This is a genomic window from Pseudomonas sp. NPDC098747, assembly GCF_044760045.1.
Taxonomy (GTDB): domain Bacteria; phylum Pseudomonadota; class Gammaproteobacteria; order Pseudomonadales; family Pseudomonadaceae; genus Aquipseudomonas.
This window is the reverse complement of record NZ_JBIWAL010000028.1, coordinates 66,234-72,961: the sequence shown is the minus strand read 5'-3', so window position 1 is coordinate 72,961 and position 6,728 is coordinate 66,234. Positions and strand designations below refer to the sequence as shown.

The window sequence follows — 6,728 nt, the reverse complement described above, 5'->3', positions numbered from 1 at the left end:
TACGCTGGTGTTGCCATGGGGTGCTCTCCTTGCGGATAAATTTAAGGTGCCCGGGAGGCGAAATCGCCCGGTGGGTGCCTGACTGTTATCAAGGAGCGTGCCAGGTTTTGTGAAGTCCCCGGCGGGCGGGGGTGAAACCGCTCTGGTCTGCGGTTCTGAGGTTTTTTCACAGGGGAGCGAGGGCAAAAGTGCGCAAGAAGTTGCGCAGTACTGCGCAACTTCTTGCGCACTTGGCTACAGGCCACGTGGTGTATGGGCTGTAGCGATTTTAAAGGCAAAATATTACGTACAGCTGCGCAACTTCTTGCGCAGTATGGCCAGATGATGGCATTGACCTGTGGTGAGGGGATTTTTCCCCCCCGTCACATATTTTTGGCCAAGCGTCAGATCGACGTGAGTCCCATCACTTCAGCGCACTCTTCGATCGAGCGCCGCTGCGTCTCGGCATACAGCCCCAACTCATCAATGGTTGCGCGCCCCAGCGCCTGTTCGAACGCCTGTCTATTGGAATGCTCGCCATAGTGCGCCTGCGCCGCATCGCCAAGGTTCGACTGAAAAATCCCCGCCGCACTGACCGGCAGGAAATCTTCGTACACCAAAGGTTCTGCTTTCACATAGCCATCTCGCAACAAATCCTCCAGAGAGGCGTCACCGAGGCTACCCGCGGCCAAGCCATTTTCCGTAGCGAAATAGCGAAAGTACGCCAAATCCTGTTCGCGCATACCTTCAACGCTGTCAGGAAATTCGCCAAAGTGTTGAGTCATTAGCGTGTTGTAGCGTGCGGCATTGCCTTCGTTGGGGAAATCACCGAGCTCTTCGCGGGCAGCATTCAGTAAGCGGTCATACAGTGCCCGGCCCTTGGGTGTTAGCGCGGCGCCGCGTTGTTCGATTTCGCCGAAACGCGCGCTGTGGCTGCCACGGTTTTCGCTTTGATCGGTGAATGAGATTGGCTCGTCCAGCGCCTTGAAACTGGTCTGGCGTAGCAGGATCGGGCATTGCCGGCGCGGTGGGCCTTCGATCACCGCTTTGGGCGTGATGCCACGGGCCGGCATTTGGTCCTGGACGATATCGATGTCCAGTGTGCGCGGGGTCAGGTGGTTGATGTGTGGGCCTTTGAAAGCCACGACATCGGCGATCAACCGGTGTTGGGCGCTCAGTGTCTGGTACTGCGCAGCGGTAACGGTTGCGCTGTGATGCCAACGAAAGGTTTCCAATGCCTGTAGGACGAATTCCTGCGATTCGGTTTCGTTGAGTCCGCCAGCCGCTTCAGCCTGGGCGATCAAACGCAACGCTGCGTCGGTAAAGATCGAACGTTTGGCCAGGACTGAATCGGCGAAAGCGCGCAGCTCAGGGTCTTCAATCAACTCCAGCCGCAACAATGACGTGAACACCCGGAACGGACTGATTTGCAGCGCATCTTCATGCACCGCGCGAAACGCCGTTGAATGCACAGGCACACCGGCCGGGGTCAGGTCGTAATAACCCACCGGTTGCATGCCCATGACCGCGAACAAGCGGGCGAGGGTGGCCAGTTCCGTGGCGGTGCCGACGCGGATCGCGCCATGGCGTTCCATGTCCAGGCGTTCGATTTCGCCGGTGCTGTCGAGCTGCCGAGCAATGTCTGGCTCGCGGGAAAGTACATCGCGGTTGGTCTGTTCCACCAGTTCCATCAGTGCGCCGTACAGCGGCACTTCTTCGCGGTACATGTCGGACATCGCTTTGGAGAAGCGTTGGCGGATCAGGTCGGGGCTGACGAAAGGCTGCACGGTCATGAAATAAATTCCTGCCACGGTCACGTAATGGAGAGGAGAAAAGATCGCAGCCTTCTCCGGCGCGGGCAAACGAAGAATCCTACGAACTTCATTCTGCCAACGACTGATCCACCAGTTCGATCCAGTGCATAACCCGTGTGCGTCCTGCGCTGGCCAAGTGGCTCTGGCAACCGATATTGGAGGTGACGATCAGCTGCGGGCGGCCGCTTTCCAAGGCGTTGAGGCGGTTGTCGCGCAGTTGTCGGGCGAGTTTCGGTTGGGTCAGGGAATAGGTACCCGCCGAGCCGCAGCACAAGTGGCCATCCGGCACCGCCGTCAGGTTGAAACCGAGGCGGGTCAGCACCGCTTCCACCGCGCCGCCGAGTTTCAGCGCGTGCTGCAAGGTGCAGGGGCAATGCACGGCGATCCGCTGTTCGCTGGCGGCGCAGACCTGCTCCAGCGGTTCTTGCGCGAGAACCTGCACCAGGTCGAGGGTCATTTCGCTGATCCGCCGCGCCTTGTTGGCATAGACCGGATCGGCCTCGAGCAAATGTCCATAATCCTTGATGAACGCGCCGCAGCCGCTGGCGGTCTGCACGATGGCTTCGGCGCCGTTTTGCAGGTGTGGCCACCAGGCGTCGATGTTCTGCCGGGCGCGGTCGAGGCCTTTGGCCTGGGCGTCCAGGTGATAATCCAGCGCACCACAGCAACCGGCCTCGGCTACCGGGATGACGCTGATCCCGAGTCGGTCGAGCACCCGCGCCGTGGCGTCATTGGTGTTCGGCGACAAACCCGGCTGCACGCAGCCTTCCAGCAACATGACGCGGCGCGCATGCCGAGGGGCGGGGCGCAACCCCGACGTCGGCATGTGCTGCGGCAATTTGCTCTCAAACATTCGCGGCAATAGTGGCCGGAACGTGCTCCCCACCCGCAGCAAACCTTTGAATAATCCAGGGTTCGGCGCCAGTGCGCGCAGGCCTTCACGCAACAAGCGTTGCGCCGCCGGACGCGGCACTGCCTGATCAACCACGGCCCGACCAATGTCGAGCAAGTTGTGATAATCGACGCCGGACGGGCAGGTGGTTTCGCAGTTGCGGCACGACAGGCAGCGATCCAGATGCAGTTGCGTCCGTGCGGTCGCCGTTGCGCCTTCGAGCACTTGCTTGATCAGATAGATGCGCCCGCGCGGACCATCGAGTTCATCGCCGAGCAATTGATACGTCGGACACGTCGCATTGCAAAAACCGCAATGCACGCAGCTACGAAGGATCTTTTCCGCCTCGGCGGCGCGGGGCAACTGTCGGGATTGCTCGCTGAGGGTGGTTTGCATGGCTAAAACTCCGCGTACATCCGGCCGGGGTTGAACAGCCCTTGCGGGTCGAGTTGCGCCTTGAGTTGCCGGTGATAGCGCAGCAGCGTTGCGGGCAGCGGCTGGAACGGTGACGAGCTGGCGCCATGGGTGAAGCAGGTGGCGTGGCCGCCGAGTTCCTGGGCGAGGCTATGAATGTCTTGGCTATCGGATTTCAGCCAGCGTTGGGCGCCGGCCCAGTCGATCAGTTGCGCACCGGGCAGATCCAACACGCCGAGATTGTTCGGCAGCGACAGGCGCCACAACGGCACGCCTTCGTCAAAGAATGGCAAACGTTGCTCGTTCAAATCACGCCAGAATCCCGAGTCCAGCGGCTCACCGCCCAGACGTTGATGCGCCGCTGTCACCGAGCCTTCACCGCCCTCAAGTCGCAGATACAAGCTGTCGCCATCGTGGCACGCGGCGCTGATTGGTAGCGGTTGCTGGCCCCACTCGGCGAGATTGGCCAGTGCGCGGGCGCAATCGATGTCCAGGCGAATGCTCAGGCATTGGCGCGGTTTGGGCAGGACTTTGAGCGAGACTTCGGTGAGCACACCAAGGCAGCCGTAACTGCCGGCCATCAGTCGCGAGAGGTCATAACCGGCAACGTTTTTCATCACTTCGCCGCCGAAACGCAGGTGTTGGCCGAGACCGGTGATTACCCGCGTGCCAAGGACGAAATCGCGCACCGAGCCCGACCACGGCCGCCGAGGCCCGGACAAACCCGTTGCAATCATGCCACCGACTGTGGCGCTTTCACCGAAGGCTGGCGGCTCGCACGGCAACATTTGCCCGGCCGCATCCAGTGCCGCGAGTAGCTCGGTCAACGGCGTCCCGGCGCGCACGCTGACCACCAGCTCGGTGGGCTCATAGCGCACGATGCCGCGATGCACGCGGGTGTCGAGCACCTCACCGGCCACTTCGCGCCCAAGAAATACTTTGCTGTTGCCGCCCTGGATTTTCAGTGGCGTGGCATTGGCTCGCGCTTCATTGACCTGATCGAGCAGAGCGCTGGCGCCGTCGAAGTCAGTCATCAGAAGCGCTCCAGCTCGGGAAACGGCAGTTGCCCAGCATGAATGTGCATCGCGCCAAACTCGGCACAGCGGTGCAGCGTCGGGATGTTCTTGCCGGGGTTGAGCAGGCCCTTCGGGTCGAACGCGGCTTTAACGGCGTGGAACAAGCTCAATTCTTCGCTGTTGAATTGAGCGCACATCTGATTGATTTTTTCGCGCCCGACCCCGTGTTCGCCGGTGATGCTGCCACCGACCTGCACGCACAATTCGAGAATTTTGCCGCCCAGGGCTTCGGCGCGGTGCAGTTCGCCGGGTTGGTTGGCGTCGAACAGAATCAGCGGATGCATGTTGCCGTCGCCAGCATGGAACACGTTGGCCACGCGCAAACCGTATTCCTCGCTGAGGCGGGCGATGCCTTGCAAGACGCCGGGCAATTCGCGACGCGGGATGGTGCCGTCCATGCAGTAATAGTCAGGTGACAAGCGACCGATGGCCGGAAAGGCGTTTTTGCGTCCGGCCCAGAAGCGCACGCGTTCGGCTTCGTCGCGAGCCTGACGCACCTCGGTCGCGCCGGCCTCGGTCATAACCTCGCGCACCCGCTGACAGTCGTCGTGGACATCGGCTTCGACGCCATCGAGTTCACATAACAGGATGGCTTCGGCGTCGACCGGGTAACCGGCGTGAATAAAGTCTTCAGCGGCGCGGATGGCGAGGTTGTCCATCATCTCCAAACCGCCGGGAATGATGCCCGCGGCGATGATTTCGGCCACGGCGCATCCGGCCTTTTCCACAGAATCGAAACTGGCCAGCAGCACTTTCGCGACCTGCGGTTTGGGCAGCAGTTTGACCGTGACTTCGGTGATGATCCCCAGTAAGCCTTCGGAGCCGGTAAACAGCGCAAGCAAGTCGAAACCCGGCGTATCGAAAGCTTCGGAGCCCAAGGTCAGGCGTTCGCCTTCAATCGTCAACACTTCGATTTTCAGCAGGTTGTGTACGGTCAGACCGTACTTGAGGCAATGCACGCCACCGGCGTTTTCGGCGACGTTGCCGCCAATCGAGCAGGCGATCTGCGACGACGGATCCGGCGCGTAATACAACCCGAACGGCGCGGCGGCCTGGGAAATCGCCAGATTGCGCACGCCCGGCTGAACCCGCGCAGTGCGGGCGGCCGGGTCGATGTGGAGGATGGTGTTGAAGCGCGCCATCACCAGCAACAGGCCTTTTTCCAGCGGCAATGCACCGCCAGACAAACCGGTGCCGGCGCCACGGGCAACGACTGGGACGTTTTGTTGATGACAGAGTTTCAGCAGGGTTTGCACCTGCTCGAGCCGACGGGGCAGGGCGACCAGCATCGGCGTGGTGCGGTAGGCGGAGAGACCATCGCATTCGTAGGGTTTGAGTTCTTCCTCGCGCCAGAGAATGTCGAGGTCGGGGATGGCGTGTTGCAGGGCCTTGAGCAGATCGGCCTTGTTTACGTCAGGTAGCGGCCCGTCGAGGCGTTCGTCGTAAAGAATGTTCATCTCACACCTGAACCTCTGTGGCGAGGGGATTTATCCCCGTTGGGCTGCGAAGCAGACCCAAACCAGTCACTGCGGGCTTTCTGATACAACCTAGTGTCAGGGCTGGGGCCGCTTCGCAGCCCAACGGGGATAAATCCCCTCGCCACAAAAACCTGTAGTCGATCATGGTCGTTGCTTGCCCAAAAACTCCCGATACAACCGCGCGGTATCTCCCGGTTGTTCGACCATCGGCATATGCCCAACGTGGTCCCACACATCCACCTGCAAATCGGCGATGCCTTTGCTCCAGATCGGCACGCTGCTGACATCGATCAAGCGGTCCTTGCGCCCCCACAGCAGCAGCGCCGGGCATTTTATGTCGGCCAGCTTCGGCTCCATCGGCGGGCTGGCGCGGAAATCGTGGAAGATCTCTTCCAGTTCATCGCGCTGGTTTTCATAACGCTGGGCGATAGCATCCAGTACGAGCTTCGGCACCCACGGCGGCGAGGCCATGGTCATTGCATAAAACTGCTGGAATTCTTCCCGGGAGTTGATCAGAAACGGGTTGTGCCCACGGGCGAGGTGGCGCTCCATGTCGCTGACCTCGGGCGCGGTGACGCCGGCCGGGTCGATCAGCGCCAACGAGGCGATCCGTTCGGGGTATGTCGCCGCCAGCCAGGCCGCGATGTAACCGCCCATGGAGTTGCCGATCACGTGCACTTTCTCCACGCCGCAGACGTCGAGCAGCTGGATCATGCGCTTGGCCTGCAGCGCAATGTCATAGCCGCCGCCAGCCTTGAAGCCAGTTTCACCGTGGCCGGCCAGATCCGGAATGATCACCCGATACTGGCGGACGAAATGCCGGGAGAAACGCAGCCACAGGTTCTTGTCGGCGCTGTAGCCGTGCAGCATCAGGATCGCACTGGGCGCCTCATACGGCCCGCCCTGCCAGGTCGAGACGGTCATCTCGGCGATCGGCACTTCGATCTTGTGCAGTTTGTACAACTTGGCCTCAATGGCCATGTTCAGGTCATACAGCCAATGGCCGACCGCCGGATAACTCAACCAGCTCCAGGCCACGAACACCGCGAGGGCGACAAACAGCAAAAGCATCGAC

General features: G+C 61.0%; 5 protein-coding genes. All 5 read right to left on the bottom strand.

Going from position 1 to position 6,728, the window contains the following annotated elements:
* Positions 1-383 precede the first annotated feature (383 nt).
* The 5 genes from ACIQVE_RS17915 to ACIQVE_RS17895 all read right to left on the bottom strand — a co-directional run bounded on the left by ACIQVE_RS17915 (position 384) and on the right by ACIQVE_RS17895 (position 6,724).
* On the bottom strand, positions 384-1,772 hold the full coding sequence (locus ACIQVE_RS17915; protein ID WP_402810590.1) for a VOC family protein: 1,389 nt from the start codon (positions 1,770-1,772) through the stop codon (positions 384-386).
* Positions 1,773-1,860: 88 nt separating this feature from the next.
* The gene (glcF, locus tag ACIQVE_RS17910; protein WP_402810588.1) at positions 1,861-3,081 is read right to left on the bottom strand and encodes a glycolate oxidase subunit GlcF; all 1,221 of its coding nucleotides are present in this window, start codon (positions 3,079-3,081) and stop codon (positions 1,861-1,863) included.
* A 2-nt stretch (positions 3,082-3,083) separates the two neighbouring features.
* Entirely contained in the window at positions 3,084-4,133 is a 1,050-nt protein-coding gene (glcE, locus tag ACIQVE_RS17905; RefSeq protein WP_402810586.1) for a glycolate oxidase subunit GlcE, read from the bottom strand.
* The gene (glcD, locus tag ACIQVE_RS17900) at positions 4,133-5,632 is read right to left on the bottom strand and encodes a glycolate oxidase subunit GlcD (RefSeq protein WP_402810584.1); all 1,500 of its coding nucleotides are present in this window, start codon (positions 5,630-5,632) and stop codon (positions 4,133-4,135) included. The genes glcE and glcD overlap by 1 nt, the downstream gene beginning before the upstream one ends.
* A 162-nt stretch (positions 5,633-5,794) precedes the next feature.
* Entirely contained in the window at positions 5,795-6,724 is a 930-nt protein-coding gene (locus tag ACIQVE_RS17895) for an alpha/beta fold hydrolase (RefSeq protein WP_402810583.1), read from the bottom strand.
* Positions 6,725-6,728: the final 4 nt, after the last annotated feature.